At 67.3% G+C, this 23,792-nt stretch carries 23 protein-coding genes and 2 tRNA genes; 23 read left to right on the forward strand and 2 right to left on the reverse strand.

The annotated features are described in order from the left end of the window. Positions 1-2 precede the first annotated feature (2 nt). From rpmA to mctP, 12 genes are all read left to right on the forward strand, one after another. Positions 3-266: a 50S ribosomal protein L27 gene (gene rpmA, locus ACFO0G_RS08375; RefSeq protein WP_009372867.1), complete on the forward strand. Its 264-nt coding sequence runs from the start codon at positions 3-5 to the stop codon at positions 264-266. A 116-nt stretch (positions 267-382) separates the two neighbouring features. After that, positions 383-1,972 carry a GTPase ObgE gene (gene obgE, locus ACFO0G_RS08380; RefSeq protein ID WP_286397497.1) on the forward strand — a complete coding sequence of 530 codons (1,590 nt, stop codon included), beginning with the start codon at positions 383-385 and terminating at the stop codon, positions 1,970-1,972. Further along, positions 1,962-3,113, forward strand: a complete 1,152-nt coding sequence (gene proB, locus ACFO0G_RS08385) for a glutamate 5-kinase (RefSeq protein WP_286397495.1) — start codon at positions 1,962-1,964, stop codon at positions 3,111-3,113. Before obgE ends, proB begins: the two co-directional genes overlap by 11 nt. Positions 3,114-3,139: 26 nt before the next feature. Beyond that, positions 3,140-4,504, forward strand: a complete 1,365-nt coding sequence (locus ACFO0G_RS08390) for a glutamate-5-semialdehyde dehydrogenase (protein ID WP_376977022.1) — start codon at positions 3,140-3,142, stop codon at positions 4,502-4,504. Positions 4,505-4,582: 78 nt separating this feature from the next. Beyond that, entirely contained in the window at positions 4,583-4,822 is a 240-nt protein-coding gene (locus ACFO0G_RS08395; RefSeq protein ID WP_286397491.1) for a hypothetical protein, read from the forward strand. Between the two features lie 55 nt (positions 4,823-4,877). Continuing rightward, complete coding sequence (gene nadD / locus ACFO0G_RS08400) at positions 4,878-5,492, forward strand: nicotinate-nucleotide adenylyltransferase (RefSeq protein ID WP_376977023.1); 615 nt, start codon at positions 4,878-4,880, stop codon at positions 5,490-5,492. Between the two features lie 7 nt (positions 5,493-5,499). Then, positions 5,500-6,792: a hypothetical protein gene (locus ACFO0G_RS08405; protein ID WP_376977024.1), complete on the forward strand. Its 1,293-nt coding sequence runs from the start codon at positions 5,500-5,502 to the stop codon at positions 6,790-6,792. A gap of 42 nt (positions 6,793-6,834) precedes the next feature. Further along, positions 6,835-7,236 carry a ribosome silencing factor gene (gene rsfS / locus ACFO0G_RS08410; protein ID WP_286397486.1) on the forward strand — a complete coding sequence of 134 codons (402 nt, stop codon included), beginning with the start codon at positions 6,835-6,837 and terminating at the stop codon, positions 7,234-7,236. 114 nt (positions 7,237-7,350) lie between these two features. After that, positions 7,351-7,423: transfer RNA gene (locus tag ACFO0G_RS08415), tRNA-Ala, on the forward strand. A 240-nt stretch (positions 7,424-7,663) separates the two neighbouring features. Beyond that, positions 7,664-7,736: transfer RNA gene (locus ACFO0G_RS08420), tRNA-Ala, on the forward strand. Between the two features lie 197 nt (positions 7,737-7,933). Beyond that, a complete protein-coding gene (locus ACFO0G_RS08425) occupies positions 7,934-8,311 on the forward strand; it encodes a DUF3311 domain-containing protein (protein ID WP_286397483.1) in 378 nt (125 codons plus the stop codon). Beyond that, positions 8,308-9,984: a monocarboxylate uptake permease MctP gene (gene mctP, locus ACFO0G_RS08430; RefSeq protein ID WP_286397481.1), complete on the forward strand. Its 1,677-nt coding sequence runs from the start codon at positions 8,308-8,310 to the stop codon at positions 9,982-9,984. Before ACFO0G_RS08425 ends, mctP begins: the two co-directional genes overlap by 4 nt. Positions 9,985-10,169: 185 nt before the next feature. Here mctP and ACFO0G_RS08435 read toward each other — a convergent pair whose 3' ends face one another. Then, entirely contained in the window at positions 10,170-11,552 is a 1,383-nt protein-coding gene (locus ACFO0G_RS08435) for a class I SAM-dependent methyltransferase (RefSeq protein WP_376977025.1), read from the reverse strand. Positions 11,553-11,598: 46 nt separating this feature from the next. On the opposite strand from ACFO0G_RS08435, the gene ACFO0G_RS08440 reads away from it, so the two are divergent. The 6 genes from ACFO0G_RS08440 to ACFO0G_RS08465 all read left to right on the forward strand — a co-directional run bounded on the left by ACFO0G_RS08440 (position 11,599) and on the right by ACFO0G_RS08465 (position 18,357). Continuing rightward, entirely contained in the window at positions 11,599-12,681 is a 1,083-nt protein-coding gene (locus ACFO0G_RS08440) for an FAD-dependent oxidoreductase (protein WP_376977026.1), read from the forward strand. A 50-nt stretch (positions 12,682-12,731) separates the two neighbouring features. After that, entirely contained in the window at positions 12,732-13,922 is a 1,191-nt protein-coding gene (locus ACFO0G_RS08445) for a class I SAM-dependent methyltransferase (RefSeq protein WP_376977027.1), read from the forward strand. Positions 13,923-14,088: 166 nt separating this feature from the next. Then, the gene (locus ACFO0G_RS08450) at positions 14,089-15,288 is read left to right on the forward strand and encodes an ROK family transcriptional regulator (protein ID WP_286397474.1); all 1,200 of its coding nucleotides are present in this window, start codon (positions 14,089-14,091) and stop codon (positions 15,286-15,288) included. A 5-nt stretch (positions 15,289-15,293) separates the two neighbouring features. Beyond that, positions 15,294-16,646 carry an extracellular solute-binding protein gene (locus tag ACFO0G_RS08455; RefSeq protein WP_376977028.1) on the forward strand — a complete coding sequence of 451 codons (1,353 nt, stop codon included), beginning with the start codon at positions 15,294-15,296 and terminating at the stop codon, positions 16,644-16,646. A 2-nt stretch (positions 16,647-16,648) separates the two neighbouring features. Next, the gene (locus ACFO0G_RS08460) at positions 16,649-17,530 is read left to right on the forward strand and encodes a carbohydrate ABC transporter permease (protein WP_376977029.1); all 882 of its coding nucleotides are present in this window, start codon (positions 16,649-16,651) and stop codon (positions 17,528-17,530) included. Then, a complete protein-coding gene (locus ACFO0G_RS08465) occupies positions 17,527-18,357 on the forward strand; it encodes a carbohydrate ABC transporter permease (RefSeq protein WP_286397468.1) in 831 nt (276 codons plus the stop codon). The genes ACFO0G_RS08460 and ACFO0G_RS08465 overlap by 4 nt, the downstream gene beginning before the upstream one ends. Here the strand turns inward: ACFO0G_RS08465 and ACFO0G_RS08470 are convergent. Continuing rightward, entirely contained in the window at positions 18,354-18,551 is a 198-nt protein-coding gene (locus tag ACFO0G_RS08470) for a hypothetical protein (RefSeq protein ID WP_142133647.1), read from the reverse strand. The genes ACFO0G_RS08465 and ACFO0G_RS08470 overlap by 4 nt on opposite strands. A gap of 139 nt (positions 18,552-18,690) precedes the next feature. Between ACFO0G_RS08470 and ACFO0G_RS08475 the strand changes: the two genes are divergently transcribed. From ACFO0G_RS08475 to ACFO0G_RS08495, 5 genes are read left to right on the forward strand one after another with little or no spacing between them, the layout of a single operon-like run. Continuing rightward, entirely contained in the window at positions 18,691-19,698 is a 1,008-nt protein-coding gene (locus tag ACFO0G_RS08475; RefSeq protein ID WP_376977030.1) for an AAA family ATPase, read from the forward strand. Positions 19,699-19,704: 6 nt separating this feature from the next. Continuing rightward, complete coding sequence (locus ACFO0G_RS08480; protein ID WP_286397463.1) at positions 19,705-20,601, forward strand: DUF58 domain-containing protein; 897 nt, start codon at positions 19,705-19,707, stop codon at positions 20,599-20,601. Next, positions 20,591-21,070 carry a hypothetical protein gene (locus tag ACFO0G_RS08485; RefSeq protein ID WP_376977031.1) on the forward strand — a complete coding sequence of 160 codons (480 nt, stop codon included), beginning with the start codon at positions 20,591-20,593 and terminating at the stop codon, positions 21,068-21,070. Before ACFO0G_RS08480 ends, ACFO0G_RS08485 begins: the two co-directional genes overlap by 11 nt. After that, entirely contained in the window at positions 21,070-23,025 is a 1,956-nt protein-coding gene (locus ACFO0G_RS08490) for a vWA domain-containing protein (protein ID WP_376977459.1), read from the forward strand. Before ACFO0G_RS08485 ends, ACFO0G_RS08490 begins: the two co-directional genes overlap by 1 nt. Continuing rightward, on the forward strand, positions 23,022-23,744 hold the full coding sequence (locus tag ACFO0G_RS08495; protein ID WP_376977032.1) for a hypothetical protein: 723 nt from the start codon (positions 23,022-23,024) through the stop codon (positions 23,742-23,744). Before ACFO0G_RS08490 ends, ACFO0G_RS08495 begins: the two co-directional genes overlap by 4 nt. Positions 23,745-23,792: the final 48 nt, after the last annotated feature.

The raw sequence follows: 23,792 nt of genomic DNA on the forward strand, positions 1-23,792 counted from the left end.
AGATGGCACATAAAAAGGGCGCGAGCTCCACTCGCAACGGCCGCGATTCCAACGCTCAGTACCTCGGCGTCAAGCGCTTCGGCGGCCAGGTAGTTTCCGCAGGCGAGATCATCGTCCGCCAGCGTGGCACCCACTTCCACCCGGGCGCCGGCGTTGGCCGTGGCGGCGACGACACCCTGTTCGCACTGACCCCGGGCGCCGTTGAATTCGGCACCCGCCGCGGTCGTCGCGTGGTCAACATCGTTGCTGCTGCAGCTGCAGAGTAACAACCAGTTCTGAAGCGGTGGAGCGGGCCTGTGGGTCCGCTCCACTGTTCTTTTAACCGCATTACAATCGATGTGGCGTTCCGGACGCCAAGTAAACAGCATTTGAGGAGATCCACGTGGCCAGCTTTGTAGACCGGGTAGTCCTGCACGTATCCGGCGGATCGGGCGGCCACGGATGCGTCTCCGTCCACCGCGAGAAGTTCAAGCCGCTCGGCGGGCCCGACGGCGGCAATGGCGGCAACGGCGGTGACGTGATCCTTCGCGTCGATCACCAGACCACCACACTCCTCGACTACCACCACGCACCCCACCGGCACGCCAGCAACGGTGGCCCCGGCATGGGTGACTGGCGCGGCGGCAAGAACGGCGAGACCCTGGTGCTGCCCGTGCCGGACGGCACCGTGGTCAAGACCAAGGACGGCACCCTGCTCGCCGACCTCGTCGGTGAAGGCGCCGAATACGTGGCGGCCGCCGGAGGCCTGGGCGGGCTCGGCAACGCCGCCCTCTCATCCCAAAAGCGCCGCGCCCCTGGCTTCGCACTGCTGGGCCTCGAGGGCGACTCCCGCGACGTCGTGCTGGAACTGAAGTCCATCGCGGATATCGCACTGGTGGGCTTCCCGTCCGCGGGCAAGTCCAGCCTCATCGCAGCGATGTCCGCCGCCCGCCCCAAGATTGCCGATTACCCGTTCACCACCCTGGTTCCCAACCTCGGCGTGGTGCAGGCCGGCGACGTCCGGTTCACCATCGCCGATGTTCCCGGCCTCATCGAAGGCGCCAGCGAGGGACGCGGCCTGGGCCACAACTTCCTGCGCCACGTTGAGCGCTGCGCTGCCCTGGTGCACGTGCTGGACTGCGGCACCCTGGAATCGGACCGGGACCCGCTCTCTGACCTCGCCATCATCGAGGGAGAGCTGGAGAAGTACGCCGTCGACATGAGCTATGCCGGCCAGGATGGCGAAGTCGTCCCCCTGAACCACCGTCCCCGCCTGGTTGCCCTGAACAAGGTGGACCTGCCGGACGGCAAGGACATGGCGGAGTTTGTGCGCCCGGAACTCGAATCGCGCGGTTACCGCGTCTTCGAAGTCTCCGCCACCAGCCACGAGGGACTGCGCCAGCTCGGGTTCGCCATGGCCGAGATTGTCCAGGCTGCGCGGGAGGCCGTAGCTGCCGCCCCGCCCAAGGTCCAGCCGACCGTGCTGCGCCCGCGCGCTGTCAATGAAGCAGGGTTCAAGATCCGCCGCGAAGAGAAGAACCTGGAGCCGCTGTTCCGCGTGCTGGGCGAAAAGCCTGAGCGCTGGGTCAAGCAGACCGACTTCACCAACGAGGAAGCCATCGGCTACCTCGCGGACCGCCTGGCGAAGCTCGGCGTGGAGACCGAGCTGTTCAAGCAGGGCGCCAAGCCGGGGGACACCGTGGTCATCGGCGGGGACGACGGCGTCGTCTTCGACTGGGAGCCCACCATGATGGCCGGGGCCGAACTCCTAGCCTCGCCGCGCGGCACCGATCCCCGGTTCGCCGATATCGGCGACCGCCCCACCCGCAGCCAGAAGCGCGAGGAGCAGCTGGAACGCCGGGAGGCCAAGGCTGCCGCCCGCGCCGAGCTTGAGGCGGAGCGTAAAGCCGGGATCTGGACCGAATCCGTCAGTGCCCGCCGCGCCGCCCAGCCCCTCAAGGAAAGCGGACTGGACGCCGACGATGACCTCTAGGAGCTTGACCGCGGAACCCGCCGGCCACGCCGCGGACCGTAGTGCGCTGGCAGGTGCCCGGCGCATCGTGGTCAAGGTGGGCTCATCCTCGCTGACCAGCATTAAGGGCGGCATCTCGGAAGAGTCGCTCACCGCCTTGGCCGACGCGCTGGCGGCCAAGCGCAACGCCGGAGCCGAGATCATCCTGGTGTCCTCCGGCGCCATCGCCGCCGGTCTGGCTCCGCTGGGACTGGCAAAACGGCCCCGCGACCTCGCCACCCAGCAGGCCGCAGCCAGCGTGGGCCAGGGACTGCTGATGGCCCGCTACACCCAGGCCTTCGGCGCCCACGGCGTCACTGTCAGCCAGGTCCTGCTCACCGCCGAGGACCTGATGCGCCGCAGCCAGCACACCAATGCCCTGCGCGCCATGGACCGGCTGCTGAACCTCGGGGTCGTCCCCGTGGTCAACGAAAACGACACCGTTGCCACCCACGAAATCCGCTTCGGCGACAACGACAGGCTTGCCGCCCTGGTGGCCCACCTGGTGCGCGCCGACGCACTCGTGCTGCTGTCCGACGTCGACTCCCTCTACGACGGTCCGCCCGCCCAGGGTGCCAAGCGCATCCCCCTGGTCACCGGCGCGCACGACCTTGAGGGCGTTTCCATCGGCAAGGCGGGCAAGGCCGGCGTGGGCACCGGCGGCATGATGACCAAGGTCGAAGCTGCCAGCATGGCCGCCGGCTCGGGCATCCACGCCCTGGTGACCTCCACACCCAACGCCGCCGCGGCCCTGAACGGCGAGGACGTGGGCACCTGGTTCTCAGTCAACGGCTCCCGCAAACCGGTCCGCCTCCTGTGGCTGGCCCACGTCGCCTCCGTGCAGGGCCGCCTGGTCCTGGACGACGGAGCCGTGCGCGCCGTGCTGCACCACCACACCTCCCTGCTGCCGGCGGGCATTTCCGCCATCCACGGAGACTTTGAGCCGGGCGACGCCGTGGAGCTGGCAGCTGCTGACGGCACCGTTGTTGCCCGTGGACTGGTCAACTACTCATCCCAGGAACTGCCCCACATGCTGGGACGCTCCACCAGGGAACTTGGCGAGGAACTGGGCAGCGGCTATGACCGCGAAGTTGTTCATGTTGATGACCTGGTGCTGTTGTGAGCTGCAGCCTCGCCTAAACTTGGAGCATGACTGAAGCCCTGATCCATACTGCTGAAAATTCCGGAACCACTGCGGCGCAGGCGCAGCCGGGTCCGTCGGCAGGGCAGGCATCAGCCGTGGACGCTCTTTCCCCCGCGGAGGTGGAAGCGGCCGTCCACGCCATTGCCGACCGCTCCCGCCACGCAGCCCGCCGGATGTCCACCGCCAACCGCGCCTGGAAAGACCGCGGCCTCCGCGCCGTGGGAGCCGCGCTCCAGGAGAACGTCCAGGCCATCCTCGCCGCCAACGCCATGGATGTGCAGCGGGGCAAGGACAACGGCACCTCCGCGGCCCTCCTGGACCGGCTCACCCTCACCGAAGCCCGGGTTGCCGGCCTGGTGTCGGCCCTTGAGAATCTCGCCAACCTTCCGGACCCCGTAGGCAACGTGGTCCGCGGCCAGACCCTGCCCAACGGGCTGCGCCTCCGCCAGGTCAACGTGCCCATGGGCGTGGTGGCAGCCATATACGAGGCACGTCCCAACGTCACCGTGGACATCGCGGGGCTGGCCCTCAAAAGTGGCAACGCAGTCATCCTGCGCGGCGGCAGTGCAGCGGAAGCAACCAACCAGGTCCTGGTGCGTGTGCTGCGGGAAGCCCTCGAATCAGTCGGCCTGCCCGCCGATGCCGTGCAGACCGTGGACCAGTTCGGCCGCGCCGGTGCCAATGTCCTGATGAAGGCGCGCGGCCGGGTGGACGTGCTCATTCCCCGCGGCGGCAGGGACCTGATCCAGACCGTGGTTACCAATTCAGCCGTGCCCGTCATCGAGACAGGGGAGGGCAACGTCCACATCTTCATCGACGAGTCCGCCGACGAGAACATGGCCGTGGAGATCCTGCTCAACGCCAAGACCCAGCGGCCCAGCGTCTGCAACACCGTGGAGACGCTGCTGGTCCACTCCGGTTCAACGGTGCTGCCCGCCGTCGCCACCGCCCTCCGCAACGCCGGCGTCCGCCTCCACGTGGACCACCGCATCAAGGCGGCGCTGCCCGGCGTCGAGACCGAAGCAGCGACGGACGCGGACTGGGCCACCGAGTACATGGACCTGGACCTGGCAGTGGCCATGGTGGATACCCTGGATGAAGCCGTCCAGCACATCCGGACCTGGTCCACGGGACACACCGAGGCGATCCTCACCAACCACCTTGCTAACGCGGAACGATTCATTGCTGAGGTGGATTCGGCGGCGGTAATCGTCAACGCTTCCACCCGCTTTACCGACGGCGGGGAGCTGGGCCTTGGTGCCGAGGTGGGCATTTCCACCCAGAAGCTGCACGCGCGCGGTCCGATGGGGCTGACCGAGCTCACCACCACGAAGTGGATCGTCCAGGGCGAAGGCCAGGTCCGCGGGTAGCAACGCGGTAACATAGACCAGAACCCGTAAGGCGGCGGAGGGTTCCGCTGCCATTAAATCCTTGAACAAGGGGAGAAAATGCTGCTCCAGCAGATTGCCATGTCCGTCGCCGCCGCCGGTGAATCAGGCCATGAGGAGCCTGCGCCGCTGTGGGCTGAGCCATGGGTCTTCGGTGTATCCATGTTCGCCATCCTGGTGGTCCTGATGTTCATCGCCTGGTCCTACAACAACCTGGGCAACCGGCACGCTGCCACCGACGAGCACGCGGATCCGCACCGGCAGCACCCCAACAAGCACGATCGCGGGCAGGGTCACTAAGATTTCCCACAATCTGCACCGCAATGGTGCCCGGGGGAGGCTGCGGCTGGGCGTGATGGGCGGGACGTTCGATCCCATCCACCACGGCCACCTTGTGGCAGCCAGCGAGGTCGCGGCGGAATTCGACCTTGACGAGGTTGTTTTCGTCCCCACCGGGCAGCCATGGCAAAAGTCCCATAAACAGGTCAGCGAGCCCGAGCACCGCTACCTGATGACCGTCATCGCCACAGCCTCCAATCCGCGGTTCACCGTCAGCCGCGTCGATGTGGACCGTCCCGGGCCCACCTACACCATCGATACCCTGCGCGACCTGCGGGCACAACGCCCGGATGCCGATCTGTTCTTCATCACTGGGGCGGACGCCCTGGCGCAGATCCTGTCGTGGAAGGACATCGACGAACTCTGGTCCCTGGCGCACTTTGTCGGAGTCACGCGGCCCGGACACGTCCTGGATGGCATGGGCCGTGAAGACGTCAGCCTCCTGGAAGTTCCGGCGATGGCCATCTCGTCCACTGATTGCCGTGCCCGCGTGGCGGCGAACAATCCGGTCTGGTACCTGGTCCCGGACGGGGTGGTGCAGTACATCGCCAAGTACGGCCTGTATTCCGACGCGCCCTCAAGCGCGGAGGAACAAACTTCCGAAGCACGCGAACCAGCCAGTACTGAATGAGTTCTCAATGAGTCAGGAACAGCCACCAATCCGCAGCCGCCGGGAACTCCGGAAGGCCAGGGAAGCTCAACAGGCCACCCCGCCTTCGACGGAGCAACGCCCGCCTGCCGCCGACCGGCCGGCTGACCGCGCACCTGCACCGGCAGCCCGTCCCCAAACGGCCCCGGAACAGACGTCCACCCAGCGTTCGTCCCAGATCCGGGCCCGGGACCGCGCCACGCTGCGCGCCATCAAGGAGCTTGAGGAAAAGGAAGGGCAGCTCTCCGCCGGGGGACCACCCACCCGGCGCCAGCTGCGTTTGCAGCAGCTCAAAGAGCAGGCACTGACGGCGGCCAACCCCGTTGTTCAGGCCGCTGCTCCAGCTCCCGCCGCACCGCCTTCCCCCGACCCCGGAAAGGGCAGCGGGCAGGGGAGTAAGCCCGAGCGCCAGAAGCCGGACGGCCCCACCCAGGCTCCCGGAAGCGCCCCGGAAGGGATGACTGTCGAACAGGCGCTGCAAGCGCGGGAACTTATCGCCGCGCAGGCGCGGAACCAGATCGCCAAGATGGAGCACATTGCCTCCATGGATCCCGAAGCCGTGGATCCGGAGATCCTTGCGGAGCAGATTGCCCTCGCCGAACGTGCGGCCGTGCTGAACCGCCGCGCCATGGCCCGGCAGAAGCTTGCCGAGCAGGCCGGGACGCCTGCCGGCCAGGGCAGGACAGCCGCTCCCGCGGACAAGCCCGCCCCCTCCAACGCGGACAAGCCCGCCCCCTCCAACGCCAACAAACCCGGCCCCTCCACTGCCAGCAAGGCAGGCCCCTCCACGGCGAACAACCTGGCTATGGTGACTCCGCTCGAGTTCGTCCAGGTACCCGGCGTCGACCGTCCGGTGATGAAGCCGCCGGCAACCTCCCATGTTCCGGTGACCACCAGGCCCGGTACGAAGGTTTCCCCGGGTACAAAGGTTCCGCGTGGCGGGAAGCGCAAGCCTGCCGCCCAGTCCAAGGTGCCTGCGGCTGACTCCGCCACCGGCCGTTCCCAAGTCATTGCCCGGGCGGAGGCTGCCGCGAAGGCAGCAGGCCGTCCCAAACCGGTGACGCGTCCGGCGGGCCAGCCGGAGAACCAGTCGGAGGACCTCTTCGAGGATCTTCCCCGCGTTCCTGCCAGCTCCGCTTACGGTCTCGAGCCACTGGACGCCGCCACCGCCGGCTTGACCAGGGCGCGGCGGAACCGGATTCTCCAGTTCTGCATTCTCGCGTTCGGGATCCTGGCCCTCGTTGCCGGCATCATCCTGATCGTCAGCGGCATGTCCCGCTGACCTGCCGGCCGGCACCAACACTTAACACAATCAAGGAGCCCCGTGACTGCAACAGAATCATCCATCGCCATTGCCCGGACGGCCGCCAAGGCCGCCGCGGACAAGATCGCCCAGGACATCGTCGCCATGGATGTGAGCGAACGCCTGGCCCTGGCTGACGTTTTCCTCATCGCTTCGGCGCCCAGCGAACGCCAGGTCAACGCCATCGTGGACGGCATTGAGGAAGAACTGGCCAAGCAGGACCTGCGTCCCGTGCGCCGCGAGGGCCGTTCCGGCGGACGGTGGGTCTTGCTGGACTACGCCGACGTCGTCATCCACGTCCAGCACGAGGAAGACCGCGTTTTCTATGCCCTGGAGCGCCTATGGAAGGACTGCCCCGTGGTGGACCTGCAGTTGGGCGATGACGCTTCAGCCAAAGCCGGCGCAGCAGCCGAGAGCGAGTAGGCCGGGCCGGCCGGCGAATATTCCCGATTTGGAATTTTCGGAATTGCTGTTCTAAGATATTTGAGTTGCTTCGGGGGAGACCCGGAAGAAAACTTCTTGGAGCGGCAACATTCCGGGGCTGTGGCGCAGCTGGTAGCGCACCTGCATGGCATGCAGGGGGTCAGGGGTTCGAGTCCCCTCAGCTCCACCGGCAAGTCCGCCGGAACCATCAGGTTCCGGCGGACTTTTTTGTTCCCACATCCCGGATGCTCCGGATTGCACCGGCGCCCGGACTTTTCACCCCCGCGTTTCCCGGTGATTTGTCCAGTGGCAGGTGCGTGGGGAAGGCCCGGTTTCAGGCTGTTGAGGGCCGATTGGCGTCCAGCGGAAAAGTGCATTACTCTGGTCAGGTTGCTCCGGGGAATTCGACCGGAAGGGACAAAAGTACGGGGCTGTGGCGCAGCTGGTAGCGCACCTGCATGGCATGCAGGGGGTCAGGGGTTCGAGTCCCCTCAGCTCCACCGATACATGGAAGAAAGGGAACCATCTCCTGGTGATGGTTCCCTTTCTTGTTGCCAGCGGCAACTGTTCGTGGACTGAAACTCTTCCGGCGCAGGTCAAAGCGCGGTACAACTGTGGTTGAGGGCACATCGTTCCGCCTCCGGACTGCTTTCCTCCAAAGCGGCGGCCGCGGGACGGGCTGACGAGGAGGTCACAGATGTCCCACGCAGATGGTTCCGGCTACAGCCCGAACGGTGAAACTGTTCCCGAAGGATCGCGCCTGACGCGCGACACTGCCATCCGCGGGCCGGCCAGGCCCGCCCCCTATATCGGCGCCGGCATACTGTTGGCCGCCGCCATCCTGTTCCCCCTGATGCCCCAGCTTTACGCCTTTGATGCGCCGCGGCTTGGCGGCATGCCGTTCTTCTACTGGTACCAGCTCCTGTGGGTGCCCATTTCGGCCATTCTTACCGGCAGCGCCTATTGGCTGGTGACCAGGGAGGACCGACGACGGCGGGCGGAGGCCCGTGCCGGCGGCGCACCCCAGGAAGGGGCAGCCGCTGCCGGGGCCGGCATGGAAGGGGAGCGGCCATGACCGGCCGGCAGGTCAACTGGACGGCGCTTGTTATCGTCGTGCTGCTCTTTGTCGTCGTCGCCGTAATGGGCTTCCTGGCCGCCAGGTGGCGCCGCAGCACGGAAGTGGAAGGATTGCACAGCCTGGATGAGTGGGGTCTGGGCGGCCGCGGATTCGGTACCTGGATCACCTGGTTCCTGTTGGGCGGGGACCTGTACACCGCGTACACGTTCGTGGCGGTGCCGGCGGCCATGTGGGCCACTGGCGCGGTGAGCGGCTTCTTCGCCGTCCCCTACACAATCGTTCTGTACCCCATCATCTTCATCATCATGAGCCGGCTGTGGTCGGTCTCCCACCGCCACGGCTACGTGACCTCCGCAGACTTTGTCGGCGGACGCTACGGCAGCCGCTGGCTCTCCCTTGCCGTCGCCATCACAGGCATTGTTGCCACCATGCCCTACATCGCCCTGCAACTGGTGGGCATCAAGGCCGTGCTCACGGTTCTTGGCCTGGGCAGCTCCGGCAACGTGCTCTTGACTGACCTGCCGCTGATCCTGGCCTTCGTGGTCCTTGCCGCCTACACCTACACGTCGGGCCTGCGCGCCCCGGCGATGATCGCCGTCGTCAAGGACCTGCTGATCTACCTTGCCGTGATCGTTGCCGTGATCTACCTGCCCATCAAGTTCGGCGGGTGGGACACGATCTTTGGCTCCGCCCAGTCGAAGCTGGGCACAGTGAACCAAGCCACGGGCAAGCCGGCCGGCGTCTTCATCCCGGGAGGGGCCAACTACTCCGCGTACTGGTCGCTGGCACTGGGCTCGGCCATGGCGCTGTTCATGTATCCGCATTCGGTGACCGCGGTACTCGCCTCGAAGGCCCGCAATACCATCCGGCGCAATGCGGCCATCCTGCCGCTGTACTCGCTGATGCTGGGGTTCCTTGCACTGCTGGGCTTCGTCGCCATCCAGGCTGGCACCAAGCCCATAGACTTGGACGGCTCCGTCAACCCGCAGCTGGTGGTTCCGCAATTGTTCCTTGACCACTTCCCGGCCTGGTTCGCCGGCATCGCGCTGGCCGCCATCGCCATCGGCGCCCTGGTGCCGGCAGCCATTATGTCCATCGCGGCCGCCAACATGTTCACGCGCAACATCTACCGGGACTTCATCCGGCCTGACGTTGATGCCAGGACTGAGGCGAAAGTGTCCAAGATCGTCTCGCTGGTGGTGAAGGTGGGCGCCCTGGTCTTCGTCATCGCCATGGACCAGTCCGCAGCCATCAACATGCAGCTGCTGGGCGGCATCTGGATCCTGCAGACCTTCCCGGCGGTGGTGGCAGGCCTCTACACCCGGTGGTTCGACCGCTGGGCGCTGCTGATCGGCTGGGCGGTTGGCATTATCTTCGGCACCGTGTCCGCCTACAACGTGGTCAATCCGGTCACCAAGGCACACTTCGGCGGCTCGGTGGCCCCCATCCCCGGGACTGACTTCAGCGTCTACATCGCGGTGTCAGCCTTCGCGCTGAACCTGGTGGTCGCCGTCGTCCTGACCGTGGTGCTGCGGGCACTGAAGGTCCGGACAGGCGAGGATCTCACCCGGCCCACCGACTACGCGGCGGACGAAACGGACCCGAAGGTGGTACAGATCGAGAAGACCCAGCATTTCACCCAGCCGGGCGGGCCTTCACCGGTCGCCTGACGGCGCAGGAGCCACGCCCGCCGGCAGCAGATGCCCTGCCGCAACAGCCGGGTGCAGCGCCCGGATAGACCGCCCTCCTGCCGGGTTACGTCCCGGCAGGAGGGCGCTTGCCTGGATGCGCTCCAACCGGACGCTCACCGGCCGTGACTGGAACGCTCGTGTCGCATGCCGGAGGGCGCCTTAGGTCACAGCCACGCGTTCCGCCGCAGCGGCGGTTCTTCCCCGCCCGGCCGCCGGACCAGGACCTGGTTGACCCCGGTCAGCCCGTTTTCGAACCCCAGTGCACTCGCAGCCATGTACAGCCGCCAGACACGCGCACGCCCTTCGCCGGCCAGTCGGACGGCCTCGTCCCAGTTGCGCTCCAGCCTGCTGACCCAGGCCCGGAGTGTCAGGGCATAGTGGCCCCTGAGGGCCTCCACGTCGAGGACTTCGAACCGGGCGGTTTCCAGGGCGGAGACCATTTCGCCGAGGCTGATCATTTCGCCGTCCGGGAAGACGTACCGGGGGATGAACGAGTCCGGATCCGGGCTGGTGGGCCCGGCGTTCCAGGAGATGGCGTGGTTCAGCAGCCGGCCGCCTGGGCGCAGCAGCGCGAAAAGCGCCGCGGCGTAGGCAGGGGTCTGGGCCCGTCCCACGTGCTCCGACATCCCGATCGAACTGATCGCGTCGAATGGCCCGTCCTGCACGTCCCGGTAATCCTGGACCCGGATGTCCACGCTGTCCGTAAGGCCTGCGTCTGCCGCGCGCTTGCGCGCCAGGAACGCCTGTTCGGCAGAGAGCGTCACGCCGACGACCGTGACGCCGTAACGGGCGGCAGCATGGAGGGCGAAGCTGCCCCACCCGCAGCCCACGTCGAGGACCCGCATCCCGGGTTGAAGGCCAAGCTTCCGGCACACCAGGTCCAGCTTGGCTTCCTGCGCAGCATCCAGGCCACCGTCCACGGCGCCGTCGATCCCGCCAGCGTCCTCGTTCGGGTCGGCGCCCGCTTTGTCCGCGGGCCGTGCGGCTGCATCGGGAGGCCACACGGCGCATGAATACACCATGGACGGACCCAGCACCAGGGCATAAAAGTCGTTCCCGACGTCGTAATGGTGTGAAATGGCGGCCGCATCACGCCCCTTGGAGTGCATCCTGCCTTTCCTGGCGACGCGTGCCTCCTCGGGCGGCGGGACCGGGTTGGGTCCCACAGCCCCAAGCCGGACGGCGGTGCGCAGGAGCAGCCAGAGTTCCCCCGCGGTCAGCGGGCGGAACGGACCGGGCTCGGCGAACTTGCCGGCAGAACTCAACGCCGTGAATGCGGCGAAGATATCGCCTGGCGCGTCAATGTCGCCGGCCACATACGCCCGGCTCAGCCCCAGTTGCCCGGGCGACCAGAGCATTCGCCGCAGGGCCTTCCGGGACCTGAACTCCAGGACCGGAGCACCCGCAGGACCCGCCTCCGAGCCGTCCCAAGCCCGCAGCCGCAGCGGTATCTGCCCGGTCCCCAGCACCACCCCCAAGGCCTTTTCCAGCCGCGCGGCGTGCCCCTTGGTTCCGGTTCCGTTTGGTACTGCAGCTCCAGTGTCCATGCGCCCACCCTAAGGCCGCGCTGCCCTCCGCGACTATCATGGGGGAGTGATTCCTGACCCAACCGATGTGGTGGTCATCGGTGCGGGCCAAGCCGGCCTGTCGGCCGCCTACCACCTCCAGCGCCGGGGACTGGACTATGCTGTGCTCGACGCCGAGGAAGGTCCGGGCGGTGCGTGGCGGCACCGTTGGAAGAGCCTTCGCATGGCCACCGTCAACGGGATCAGCGACCTGCCCGGCATTCCCAAGCCGGAGGTGGACCCCGCCGAACCCAGCTCCGAATTCCTGACCCGCTACTTTGGCAACTATGAAGCGGAGCTGGGCCTCTCCGTCCGCCGGCCCGTCAAGGTGCGCGCTGTCAGGCGGGAAGACGACAACCCCGCCGGCCGGTTGCGAATCGAAACGTCCGACGGCGACTGGACCGCCAAGGCGCTCATCAACGCCACCGGCACGTGGACCCGCCCCTTCTGGCCCATTTATCCCGGCCAGAACTCGTTCCGCGGCCGGCAGCTGCACGTCGCCGACTATGTTTCAGCGGACGAATTCCGCGGCCAGCACGTCATCGTCGTAGGCGGAGGCATTTCCGCCGTCGGCCTGCTGGAGGAAATTTCCCGCATCACCATCACCAGCTGGTTCACCCGCCGCGAACCGGTGTGGCGGGACGCGCCGTTCGATGCGAAGGCGGGCCATGACGCCGTGGCCCTGGTGGAGGAACGGGTCCGCCGTGGGCTTCCGCCGCAGAGCGTGGTCTCCGTGACGGGACTGATCTGGACGCCTGCATTGCGCGCCGCCAAGGAACGCGGTGCACTCAACCGGCAGCCGATGTTCACATCCATCGAGCCCGACGGCGTCCGCCGGGCGGACGGGAGCCTCCTGAAAGCCGACGTCATCCTTTGGGCCACCGGTTTCAGGGCCGAACTGGAACATCTCGCGCCGCTTCACCTGCGCGGGCCCGGTGGCGGGATCGCCATGGACGGCACCCAGGTGGCAGCCGAGCCGCGCGTCCACCTGGTGGGTTACGGCCCGTCGTCGTCCACCATTGGTGCCAACCGGGCAGGCCGGGCAGCAGTGGCGGCGATCATAAGACTGCCTGGAATGGCGGCGGCGGCGGAACCGGTAACGTGGGGGTGATGCCCCGGGCGCCGGGGCCGGCAATCGCAACAGAAGGCGGCAGGACACCGGTGGCAGCAAACTCGCTGGAGGACGTTTTCCACGTCCTGCGCCGGCGCCCCGACGTGGAGGCCCCCAATCTGCAGGCGTGGGATGCCACAGACCGGCTGCTGCTGGAGACGGCCGTGCAGCTCGGGCGGGCCTGCAGCGCCATCGCCGTCATCGGTGACCGCTACGGCGCCCTGACGCTCGGCGCTTCCGCGGTGCTTGCCCCCGCGTCGTTGCGCGTGCACCAGGACCTCATCACCGGGGAACGGGCCCTGCGGCTCAACGCGGCCGAACTGCCGGCCGAACTGCCGGCCGGCCTGCAGACCCGCCGCGAGGCTGCCGGTTCCGGGGACATCGCAACCGGGTTCGTCCAGCTGCCCCTTGGCCATGATCTGCTGGAGGAGGCAGGAACGGTCCTGCTGCAGCTCCCCAAGACGCTGGCCGAATTGGAGGAAATTGCCACCGCCATAGCGCGGTTCGCGGCGCCGGACGTCCGGTTGTTGGCAGGAGGCCGGGTGAAGCACATGTCACTGGGCATGAACGCAGTCCTTGAACGGTACTTCGTGTCCGTGCAGCCGCAGCTCGCACGGCAAAAGTCGCGGGTCCTTCTGTGTAGCGGCCCCAAGCCTGCCACTGCCGCCCCGCGCTTCCCGGTAGTGGAGCACGTTGCCGAGCTGGACCTGGACGTGGCTGCACATGGAGCTGTCTTCGCCGGCCCACGGCTGGACATCGGCACACGGTTCCTCCTGACGTTCCTGCCCGCCATGAAGCCGGCGCGGCACGCCGTCGACCTGGGCTGCGGCACCGGCATCCTCGCCGCGATGTACGCCCGGCAGTTCCCTGCCGCATCCGTAACGGCAACAGACCAGTCAGCAGCCGCCGTGCAGTCCGCGCTCGCCACCGCCCGGGCGAACGGACTGGCTGACCGGGTCAGCGTCCTGCAGGACGATGCGCTCAGCAGCTTTGCCGATGCGTCCGTGGACGCCGTGCTGCTGAACCCGCCCTTCCACGTCGGTGCCGGTGTCCATGCCGGAGCCGGCCTGAAGATGATCGAGGCCGCCGGCCGTGTCCTGGCTCCCGGCGGCGAACTGTGGACGGTCTTCAACCGGCACCTGGCCTACCAGCCGGCACTGGAACGCTGTGTAGGGCCCACCGTGGTGGAGGGCCGGAACGCCAAGTTCATCGTCACGCGCAGCACACGCCGCCTCCGCTGACCGGAGAAAGACATCCGCGCCGCGCCGCCGTCCGCACATGTGGGCGGGGGCGCGGCCTTAACGTACGATTCAAAGCATCACTATCACCGGTAGCCGAGGACGTTTAGGGGAAACAGTGTCTGAGATCCGCCAATCATCTCCGAGACGCGGAACCAACTTGCCAAGGATGGGTGACTTCAACCTCACCGTCATCCTCGACGCAATCCGCAGGACGTCCGGTGGCCTCAGCCGGGTCGAGCTGGCCCAGATCGTGGGCCTTTCCCCGCAGACCATCTCCAATATTTCCCGCCGCCTGCTGGACCAGAACCTGATCGTCGAGGCAGGCAAGGAGGGCAGCGGTCCGGGCAAGCCGCGGACCATCCTCCGCCTCAATCCCGGCGGCATGTACGCCCTGGGGGTCCACCTGGACCCCGCCGTCACCACGTTCGTGGTCCTGGACCTGGTGGGAGCCGTGGTGCGGCACTCCCGGATCAAGACGCCCGGCGGCAATGATCCGTCCGCCGTCATCGCCACCATTGCCGCGGAGATCGCCCAGCTTGTGGAGGATTCGGGCGTGGACCGCAGCCGTATCGCAGGACTGGGAGTGGCTGCACCCGGCCCCATCGACCTGGATAACGGCACCGTAGTGGACCCGCCGCTGCTGCCGGGCTGGGACAGGGTGGAACTGCGCGACGCGCTGGCCAGGGCCACCGGCTACTCGGTGCTCGTGGACAAGGACGTCACCAGCGCCGCCGTGGCCGAAACATGGGCAGGCGGCCCCAGCGGCGCCGGCAGCTTCATCTTCATGTACATGGGCACGGGTATCGGCTGCGGCATCGTGCTCAACGACGAAGTAGTCCGGGGCACCTCCGGCAACGCCGGAGAAATCGGCCACATCGTAGTGGACCCGGACGGGCCGCTCTGCGACTGCGGCCAGCGCGGCTGCGTCAAATCCTCCGCCATCCCGCAGGTCCTGGTGGCAGAGGCGGAAGCAGCCGGAATCCTGCAGGGCCCCGCGGCCGGGAGCGCCGCCGAAATCCAGCAAAGCTTCTCTGAACTTTGCGCACATGCGTACGCAGGAGATGAACGGGCCTCCGCCATCCTGGACAAGTCAGCCACCCTGGTTGCCAGAGCCGCTTCGGTGGTCACCAACACCCTTGACGTGGAACGCGTGGTCTTTGGCGGCCCGTTCTGGACCTGCCTGGCGCAGCGATACCTGGAACTGATCCCGCCGCTCCTGGATGCCAACAGCGATGTCCGTCTGATCCACCCCATCGAGGTAGTAGGCACAGGCGTGGGGGAGGACGTTGGGGCCATCGGGGCCGCCTCCCTGGTCCTGGAACATACCCTCGCGCCCCGTGCCCAGCGGCTCCTGCTGGAAAGCTGACCGGCATGTTTCGCCGGGCATCCAAGACAGCATCCCTGCTGGCCGCCGCGGTCCTGGTCCTCGCCGCCTGTACACCCGCAGATCCGGCCGGCGGCGATAAGACCATCAAGGTGGCCTACCAGAAGACGGACTCCTTCACCGCCCTGGACACCATGCTGCAGGAGGCGAAAAAGGAGTTTGAAGCCGCCAACCAGGGCGTCAGGGTTGAACTGCAGCCCATCCAGGCCAACGACGATGACTACGGCACCAAGCTGGCCCTGGCCCTGCGGGCTCCCTCGACTGCCCCTGACGTCTTCTACGAAGACACCTTCAAGGTCCGCTCCGACGTGGACGCCGGGTACCTTCTGAACCTGGACAGCCGCCTGGCAGGCTGGGGGGACTGGGCCACGTTCGACAACGCCGCGAAGGAAGCGGGCAAAGCGGACGACGGCGGCACGTACGCAGTGCCGTTGGGCACCGACACCCGGGCCATTTGGTACAACAAGAAGGTTTTTGAGGCAGCAGGCGTTGGAGTGCCCTGGCAGCCGTCCAGCTGGCAGGACATCCTGGACACCGCCCGGAAGATCAAGGCCGCCAACCCGGATGTGATCCCCTTCAACATGTACGCCGGAAAGGGTACCGGTGAAGGAACCGTAATGCAGGGGTTCTACGAACTCCTGTACGGCACCGGATCAAGCCTCTACGACCAGGACGCCAAAAAATGGGTCGTCGGCTCGGCGGGCTTCAAGGACTCGCTCACCTTCCTCGGCACGCTCTATGGGGAGCATTTGGCCGTTCCCCCGGCCGAAGCGCTGGACCCGAACGTCTGGAAGAAGGTGTTCGGTGAATGGTTCCCCAAGGCAAAACTGGGGGCAACCGTGGAAGGCTCCTACGCGCCGTCGTTCTGGCAGGACGGCGGCAGCTACGCGTGGCCAGGTTACGCACAGGAGATGGGCGTCGCCGCTTTCCCCACCCAGAACGGAGCGGCACCCGGCAAGGTCAGCATGTCCGGCGGCTGGACACTGGCCGTCGGCGCCGAAACCAAGCAGCCGGACCTGGCCTTTAATTTCCTCACCACCGCCCTCAACGCAAAGAATTCGCTGGCATTCACGGTGGCCAGTTCGCAGATCGCGGTCCGCACCGACGTAGCCGCCGATCCCGGCTACCAGTCCGCCAACCCGTTCGTGAAGGATGTCTCCAGCCTGGTGTCCGTCACCCGGTTCCGGCCTGCCACCTCCGACTACCCGCGGATTTCGGCTGCCGTCCAGGAAGCCACCGAGGCCGTCATCACCGGCAACCGGACCCCTGAGCAGGCGGCGGCCGACTATGACACGGCCGTGGCCGGCATTGTGGGTGGCGACAAAACCATCCGGAAGTAGCAATGGCCGCCAACCACCGCGGCCGGCAGGTGCTCCGCTACCTGCCGGTGCTGCCCGCCGTCGTGCTGCTGGCTGTGTTCCTGGCCGGCCCCGTGCTGTGGGCTCTCCATGCCTCGCTCACCAACGCCGGACTCACCGGCCGGCACGCCAGGGACCCCGAGTGGGTGGGACTGGAGAACTACCAGCGGCTGCTGCAGGACCCTGTCTTCCCGCTCTCGGTGGTGCTGACCGTGCTGTTCGTGGCAGGTTCGGCCGTCGTAGGCCAGAACGTGCTGGGGTTGGCCCTGGCGGTCCTCATGCGGCGCGCACGCCCCGCGATTTCGGCAACCGTTGGCACCACCGTCGTGGCGGCCTGGGTCCTGCCGGAAATCGTGGCGGCCTTCGCGGCCTATGCCTTCTTCAGCCGGGACGGCACGTTCAACCAGTTGCTTGGCGCGTTTGGGCTAGCCGAAGCCGACTGGCTTTACGCCGTCCCCATGGTGGCTGTGATCCTGGCGAACACCTGGCGCGGGACAGCCTTTTCGATGCTGGTGTACCGGGCCGCGCTGAACGGCGTCCCGGCCGAGCTGACCGAGGCTGCACAGATGGACGGTGCCGGTGGCTGGCAGCGGCTGGCATTCATTACCCTGCCGGTGATCCGGGGCAGCATCGCCACCAACCTGATGCTGGTCACGCTGCAGACGCTGGCGGTCTTCACCCTGATCTGGGTCATGACGGCCGGTGGTCCCGCCAACGGCAGCACCACCCTGCCTGTCCTTGCCTACCAGGAGGCCTTCAAGTTTGGCGACATCGGTTATGGCACGGCCGTCGCTGTGGTCCTCATCCTGATCGGCGCCGTGTTCGGGCTGGCCTACCTGCGCCTGCTCAGGGAGCAGAAACCGTGACAGACCGGCACGGACGTACCCGCAGTGCGTGGGCGGACGTGGTCCTGTTGCTGATCGGCGCCTGCTTCCTGCTCCCGCTGTTATGGCTGGTCCTCGGATCCCTGGACCCGGCCGCCGGACACTCCACCAAGGTTCCGCAGCAGCCCGGACTGGAAAACTTCGCCGCCGTCTTCACCCCGGAGCTGCTGTTCCGGCCACTGTGGAACAGTTTGCTGCTGTCGGCCGGAACCGGCCTCGTGACGCTCGTGGCAGCCGTGCTGGCCGCGTATCCGCTGTCCCGCTACCGGTCCCGGTTCAACACGCCGTTCATGTCCGGCATCCTGTTCGGCACCTGCCTTCCCGTCACGGCCATCATGGTGCCGGTCTACGGATTGTTCGTCCAGCTTCGGCTGCTGGACTCCATGCCGGCCACGGTGCTGTTCCTGGCCGCCACCAGCCTTCCCATGGCCATCTGGATGACCAGGAACTTCATGGACGCCGTGCCGGTGGCACTGGAGGAGGCGGCGTGGGTTGATGGCGCGTCGAGGCTGTCCGGGCTGCGGTCCATCGTGCTTCCGCTCATGGGACCGGGCCTGGGCGTGGTGTTCATCTTCGTCTTCATTCAGGCCTGGGGAAACTTCTTTGTCCCGTTCGTGCTCCTGCTGTCCGAGGCCAGCCAGCCCGCAGCAGTATCGATCTTCAGCTTCTTCGGCCAGCACGGCGCAGTGGCCTACGGCCAGCTGGCCGCATTCTCGATTCTCTATTCCGTTCCAGTCCTGGCCCTCTACGCGATCGTGGCACGCGGGTCCGGCAACGCACTGGCCCTTGCCGGAGCCGTCAGGGGCTAGTCTATGTCCTCGAGCACCACGCCGAAGGGCAGGGTATCGTCGAGGTGCGCCTGGTGCCCCGTGGGATTGTTCACCACCCGAACCCCGTGCAGCTTTTCCGCCGCGGACTGCATCAGGACCGGCCGGACCGTGTCCACGAAGTGCTGGCTCTTGTCGGCAAGGTATTCCTTGTAACTGGCTGGAAGCTCAATCATGGCAAAAGGATAGACCTGCAGACCCCATTAGGGGAGTGGTCCCCATTGCCGGACTTCGCGGCCCCGGCTTGGATAGGATGGCGGGCGGGACAAGGTCGGCCCGGCCCGTGCGCCCAACACCGTCATCAGGGGGAATCCAGTGCTTTCGACCAGCGTGCCCGAAAGAATCCAGCCCGCGGAGCTGGCCAGGGCGCAGCAGGTGGCGGCCAACATTTCCCGGAGTTTCGATGCAAAAGTTGTGGGACAGTCCCGGCTGCGGGAGTCGCTGCTGGTGGGACTGCTGACCGGCGGCCACATCCTCCTGGAAAGCGTCCCGGGACTGGCCAAGACCACGGCCGCACAAACCCTCGCCGAAGCCGTGAGTGCCGAATTCCGCAGGATCCAATGCACCCCTGACCTGCTGCCCAGCGACATCGTGGGGACCCAGATCTACGATGCCGCCAAGGGGGATTTCCGCACCCAACTCGGCCCGGTGCACGCCAATATCGTGCTGCTGGATGAGATCAACCGTTCCAGCGCCAAGACCCAGAGCGCCATGCTTGAGGCCATGCAGGAACGCCAGACGTCCATTGGCGGGCAGGACCACCCCCTGCCCTCGCCGTTCCTGGTCCTGGCAACCCAAAACCCCATCGAGCAGGAGGGAACCTACCAGCTGCCCGAGGCGCAGATGGACCGGTTCATGCTCAAGGACGTGCTGGACTATCCCACCCCCGCTGAAGAAGCGGAGATCATCCGCAGGATCGACGCCGGCGTCTACACCCGCGAACAAAAGCCCGCGGCCGCAGCCTCCCTGGATGCCATCACCGAAATCCAGGCACTGGTGGGGCGGGTCTACCTCGATCCGTCAATCCTCAACTACATCGTGGGCCTCGTATACGTGACGCGGAACGCCTCCCAGTACATCGATGCCCGCCTGGCCGGCTTCATCGAATTCGGCGCCAGCCCCCGGGCCAGCATCGCCTTCAGCCAGGCAGCGCGTGCGGTGGCATTGCTGCACGGCCGCGACCATGTGATCCCGGAGGACGTCAGGTCGCTGGCGCACCGGGTACTGAGGCACCGGTTGATCCTGAACTTCGACGCGGTGGCCGAGCAGGTCCCGGTCGAATCGGTGATGGACGCCGCCGTGGCCGCCGTCCAGACTCCCTGACCCCGGATGGCCAGCCTCCTCCAGCGGGTGAAGTCGAAGATGGCCATCTTCGCGCACCGCAAAGCGCGTGGAATGCTCGACGGCGAGTACGGTTCCGTGTTCAGGGGCCGCAGCCTGGACTTTGACGACCTGCGCGCCTACGTGCCGGGTGACGAAGTGCGCGACATCGACTGGAAGGCCACGGCCCGGCACGGTTCACCCTTGATCCGGCGCTACGTGGCCGTCCGCCGGCAGACCGTCCTCCTGGTCACCGACACTGGACGGAACATGGCGGCGGAGGCGCACTCCGGGGAAGTGAAAAAGGACATCGCCGTGCTCGCGCTGGGGGTTATGGGCTACCTGGCCCATCGGCACGGGGACGTGGTGGGCCTGGTGTGCGGGGACTCCACCGCAACCCTCTCCCTGCCGGCAAAGAGTGGCGAAGCCCACCTGGAACGGCTCCTCAGGCACGTGGATTCCCACACGCGCCTTGAAGGGCAACCCAGCAGAATTCAGGACCAGCTGGGCTACGTGGCACGCAACGTTAAGGGCCGCCACCTGCTCTTTGTCGTCGCGGACGAACTGGCGGCGGACTCTGCCACCGCCCAGCTCCTGCTCCGGCTCCGTGCCCAGCACGAAGTCCTGTGGCTGACAGTGCGGGACGCGGACCTCGCCCCATCCCCAAACGGCACGTATCCCAACGCCCCCGCGGCCTACAGCGTGGCCGATGAGTCCCTCCTGCCCTGGCCGCCCGGGGTGTCCGCCACCGTGGAGACGGCCTACACGAAAGCGACTACGGAGCGTGATACGGGCCGGAAGGCCATGCTGCGCGCGGCCGGGATCACCGAAGGGGACGTAGCGGGCAGTGGGGATGTCATCACCGGCCTGTTCGCGCTTCTGGAGAGGCACCGGCGTGCAGGCTGATCCCGGGTTCTTCGCGCCGCTGCAGTACAGTCCCGCTTGGGCGTGGTGCGGGGCAGCACTGCTGGCCCTGGTGGCAGGGTGGTACGTCTTCGTGCTGGCCACCACCCGTCCGGCCGGGCGCATGGAGCCGTCCGGCAGCGCCCAGGGACGGTCTGCGCTGACCGACCTGCCTGCGCTCAAGGCGGCATACCTGCAGCGCATCCGCGATGTGGAGCAGGCCGCGGCGGCGGGCAGGGTGGACGCGCGGCCGGCCCACCAGGAGATCAGCCTCCTGCTGCGCGGGTTTGTCCGGGACGCCACGGGGGTGGATGCCACCAGGATGACGCACCAGGACCTCGCCCGGCACCCTCTTCCGGCCGCTGCCGACGCGGTCAAGGCCCTCTACCCGGCTGAATTCGGTCCCGGCCCGCTGCCTTCCGTGGCGGCGTCTGCGGCAAGTGCCTCGGCGGCGGTGCGCGCGTGGAGCTGATGTTCTGGTGGCTGCTGCCGGCCGCGGCTGCCGCGGCGGGTGTGGCGGTATGGGTTGCGCTGCGCCGTAACGGGGGGAGCAACGGGCGACGACGGCCCGTGGCCCACGCGGACAGGCTCACCGCGCTGCCGGAATACCAGGCAGCCCTCCGGCGGTACCGGCGGTGGCTGGTCCTGGCCGCGACAGCGCTGGTCCTGTTGTTGGTGTCCACAGCAGCAGCTGCGGCACGTCCCGTGGCGATGGATACCGTCAGGCCGGAGCAGCACAACCGCGATATCATGCTCTGCCTTGATGCCTCGGGCTCCATGAGCAGCGCCGACGCCGCAGTAGTGGACGTCTTCGCCAAACTGGCACGGGAGTTCGACGGCGAACGGATCGGCCTGACCATCTTCGACAGCAGCGCCATCCAGGTCTTTCCGTTGACGGACGACTACGCCTATGCGCAGGAACAACTCCAGGGTGCCAGGGACGCCTTTGACGGCAAACCCGGAAGCTCCGGATTCCTTGATGGCACGTGGAGCGGCCGGGGTTCGTCCCTGATCGGCGACGGCCTGGCGTCCTGCCTCAACAGTTTCCCGGGCGCCGGCAAGTCCCAGGAGACCACCGGCGGAGGCACCAACTCCCAGCGCTCGCGGTCGGTGGTGCTCGCGACGGACAACTTCCTGTCCGGCAAGCCCATCATGACGCTGGACCAGGCGGCCGGATTGGCCAGGGAGCGGTCCGTCCACGTCTATGCGCTGAACCCGGCGGACCTGGACTACGGCTCCGGTTCTGACCAGCCGGGCGCACAACTGCGTGTAGCCGCAGAGTCCACCGGCGGCGCCTACTTTGCCCTTGACAGCCCGGACGCCGTGGCCGGGATTGTCACAGGCATTGAGCAGACGGAGACAACGGCGGTCCAGGGGGCGCCCCGGGCTGTGTTCGCAGATGTACCTGGCCTGCCGCTAGCGGCTGCGCTGCTGTCTGCTCTTGCCCTTTGCGCCGTTCTTTGGCGGCTGCAGCGCGTCCGCCTCCGCAGCAGGACCTGGCTGCGGCGAGCAGCCATTGTCCTGCTGCTTCTTGCAGCGCTCCTGCGGCCGCACCTGCCGGGAGGCACCGTCCAAGCCGCCAGCGCCGACCTGAACGTGTTCTTCGTGGTGGACACCACCACCAGCATGGTGGCGGAGGACTACGGCAACGGTAGGCCGCGGCTGGAGGGCGTCCGGAAGGACATCATGGCCATCGCTGAACAGTTGCCCGGCGCCCGGTTCTCCGTCATCACGTTCGACACCACCGCGCACGTCCGCATGCCGCTGAGCACCGACACCCTTGCCCTGGAGACCATCACGGACGTCCTGGAACCGCAGGTGACCGCTTACGCCAAGGGCAGCAGCATTACCGCAGCCAAGCAGGTGCTGGCCGGGCGCCTGGCAGCGGCCAGGGACAGCCACCCGGGCAGGCCCCGTCTGGTGTACTACCTGGGCGACGGCGAGCAGACCAGCGGCAAGGAGCCGGAGCCCATCAAGGTCGACGGCGGATTGGTGGCCGGGGGAGCGGTGCTGGGTTACGGCACGTCCGGAGGCGGCCGGATGAAGGAGAACACAGGGGCGGACGACGGCGGGACCGCAGGAGGGACGGCCGGCACCCGGGGTGGCGGCTACGTCCAGGACAACCGGCCCGGCAGTACCGGCGACGCGCTGTCCATGATTGACGAGGGACGGCTGCAGGCCATCGCCGGGCAGCTTGGGGTGCCATACGTCCATCGCGTTGCAGGCGCTCCTGTCGCTGACATGATGCAGCAGGCGCACCCCGGAAGGGTGGAACGCCCAGACGATGATGGTTCGCTGGCGGCAGGGACGGAGCTCTACTGGATCCTCGCTGCCGGGGCCTTCCTGCTGGCACTGCCGGAAGCCGTGGCACTCGTGCGGCAGTTTCGCGGACTCCCGCCGGCAGGCCGGAAGGAGGAAAGGCCGTGACCGCACAGTCGACACCGCATTCCTGCAGGCGCCGCCTGCTGGTGTGGTCCGCGCTTCCGGTGCTGCTGGTGCTGTGCTTCGCCGCCAAGCTGCTCAGCCTGGGCATCCTGGCTGACCGCGCCGCCGCCGGTTTTTCCGCCGGGGACGCTGCCGCCGTTGATGCCGCCGCCAGGGGCCTTGGTTTCGCCAACGTCGTGGAGCCGCACAAGGCGCCGTTCGCGGCGGGTGACGCATCCGTGGCGGAGGCGGACTATGCGACTGCCCGGACACAGTTCGAACAAGCCCTAAGCATGGTTCCCGCCGGCTCGGGGGACAGGTGCATCATCCGGGTCAATCTTGTGCTGGCGATCGAACGCCTGGGTGACCAGCGGCAGCAGGCCGGGGACCCGGCGTCGGCCGTTCTGTTGTTCCAGGAAGCGCTGGCAACGGCCGGGCAGGCGCCGGAAGCATGCGGGGCCGGGAATCCCGACACCGGCGGCCGGTTCGCTGATGCCAAGGAGAGGCTGGAGAGCAAACTCGGTGCCGCCGGTCAGGCTGCGGCCGGGACGCCGGCACCCGGGGAGGACCCGCCGCCGAACACGTCTGCAGATCCCCGGCAGGGCCAGCTCGACCAGCTCCAGGACAGCGCACGGCAGGCGGAACGGGAGCGGAACAGCGGGCGCGAACGGGAAGAGTACCTGGATACCGGCGACGGGACAGCTGCGGAGCGCCCGTGGTGAAGGCCCATGCCGGCGAAGAAAATTCTGTTGCCTTGGAAAACGACCTGT

The sequence above is a fragment of the Arthrobacter sedimenti genome (assembly GCF_042652025.1).
Classification (GTDB): Bacteria; Actinomycetota; Actinomycetes; order Actinomycetales; family Micrococcaceae; genus Arthrobacter; species Arthrobacter sedimenti.

What these genes read in the sequence shown, in the direction of transcription:
- ACFO0G_RS08490 (WP_376977459.1), top strand. Translation starts at nt 21,070, where the DNA reads ATGTTCTGGTGGCTGCTGCCGGCCGCGGCTGCCGCGGCGGGTGTGGCG.
- mctP (WP_286397481.1), top strand. Translation starts at nt 8,308, where the DNA reads ATGACCGGCCGGCAGGTCAACTGGACGGCGCTTGTTATCGTCGTGCTG.
- ACFO0G_RS08470 (WP_142133647.1), bottom strand. Translation starts at nt 18,551, where the DNA reads ATGATTGAGCTTCCAGCCAGTTACAAGGAATACCTTGCCGACAAGAGC.
- ACFO0G_RS08405 (WP_376977024.1), top strand. Translation starts at nt 5,500, where the DNA reads ATGAGTCAGGAACAGCCACCAATCCGCAGCCGCCGGGAACTCCGGAAG.
- ACFO0G_RS08390 (WP_376977022.1), top strand. Translation starts at nt 3,140, where the DNA reads ATGACTGAAGCCCTGATCCATACTGCTGAAAATTCCGGAACCACTGCG.
- ACFO0G_RS08460 (WP_376977029.1), top strand. Translation starts at nt 16,649, where the DNA reads ATGGCCGCCAACCACCGCGGCCGGCAGGTGCTCCGCTACCTGCCGGTG.
- ACFO0G_RS08455 (WP_376977028.1), top strand. Translation starts at nt 15,294, where the DNA reads ATGTTTCGCCGGGCATCCAAGACAGCATCCCTGCTGGCCGCCGCGGTC.
- nadD (WP_376977023.1), top strand. Translation starts at nt 4,878, where the DNA reads ATGGGCGGGACGTTCGATCCCATCCACCACGGCCACCTTGTGGCAGCC.
- proB (WP_286397495.1), top strand. Translation starts at nt 1,962, where the DNA reads ATGACCTCTAGGAGCTTGACCGCGGAACCCGCCGGCCACGCCGCGGAC.
- ACFO0G_RS08425 (WP_286397483.1), top strand. Translation starts at nt 7,934, where the DNA reads ATGTCCCACGCAGATGGTTCCGGCTACAGCCCGAACGGTGAAACTGTT.
- ACFO0G_RS08450 (WP_286397474.1), top strand. Translation starts at nt 14,089, where the DNA reads ATGGGTGACTTCAACCTCACCGTCATCCTCGACGCAATCCGCAGGACG.
- rpmA (WP_009372867.1), top strand. Translation starts at nt 3, where the DNA reads ATGGCACATAAAAAGGGCGCGAGCTCCACTCGCAACGGCCGCGATTCC.
- ACFO0G_RS08435 (WP_376977025.1), bottom strand. Translation starts at nt 11,552, where the DNA reads ATGGACACTGGAGCTGCAGTACCAAACGGAACCGGAACCAAGGGGCAC.
- ACFO0G_RS08480 (WP_286397463.1), top strand. Translation starts at nt 19,705, where the DNA reads ATGGCCAGCCTCCTCCAGCGGGTGAAGTCGAAGATGGCCATCTTCGCG.
- ACFO0G_RS08395 (WP_286397491.1), top strand. Translation starts at nt 4,583, where the DNA reads ATGCTGCTCCAGCAGATTGCCATGTCCGTCGCCGCCGCCGGTGAATCA.